The organism is Moraxella equi (assembly GCF_002027555.1).
In the GTDB taxonomy this organism is placed as follows: domain Bacteria; phylum Pseudomonadota; class Gammaproteobacteria; order Pseudomonadales; family Moraxellaceae; genus Moraxella; species Moraxella equi.
On sequence record NZ_MXAP01000057.1, the window covers coordinates 1 to 931 of the forward strand.

Annotated in this window: 1 protein-coding gene; it reads left to right on the forward strand. The window is 46.4% G+C overall.

Annotated elements, in window-relative coordinates:
* The coding region (locus B5J93_RS06190; protein WP_211278855.1) for a putative Ig domain-containing protein at positions 1-931 on the forward strand (931 nt) is incomplete at both ends.

Genomic DNA, 931 nt, shown 5'->3' on the forward strand with positions numbered 1-931 from the left:
GACGGCGGCATGGGTGCCGACCTCATGGATGGCGGTCTTGGCAACGACTACTATGTCGTTGATAATGAACTTGATAATGTTGTAGAGCAGTTCGATGGCGGTATAGACACCGTGGAGCAGCATGTTGATCGTCCATTCTATGGCTTTGACGAGTTTGGCAATGCTGTAAAAACAGGCTCTTACAACCTACTGTTTAATGATGTAGAGAATCTCATCTTAAAAGGCGAGGCAACAAAAGCCTTTGGTAATGACCTAGATAACATCATCACCTTAAACAACAAAGACAACTTTGTTAATGCCCTAGCAGGTAATGACACCATCATCTATCAAAAAGGCGGTGGGCGTGACACCATTCTAAGCACTGACAGCTTAGAGAGCAAAGACGCCTTGGTGATTCATGGCTATGATTTGTCAGAGGCGATGTTTGTGCGTGTAACCAACACAGCAAGCAATCATGACATGCTCCAAATTCGCTTTAAGGGCACAAACGACCAAATCACGCTCATAGATTACTTTGCAGAACAGGTAGACGGCTTTGACAATCGCATGGATGAAATCACCTTTACAAAAGGCGGTAATACCACCACGCTATCTCAAAGCGAATTTGAGGCAAAAATATTTGCCCAAACCAATAACCACGCCCCTTGGGTAAATAAACATCCAAGACCCATCAAAGGTGAGATTGGCAAAGCCCTATCCATCACCTTTGATAAAGACACCATTAAAGATGCGGATGCTTATGACAGCGAGCTGTCTTATCGTCTCACACTTGCCAGCACGGGGGCTGATGGACGGTACGAGCCACTACCTGACTGGCTCTCCTTTGACCCCAGCACGCTCACCTTGACAGGCACACCACCCAAAGGAACGGCAGGCAATCTTCAATTCATCTTATGGGGTGAAGACAGCTTTAATCACAGTGCAGGGACGT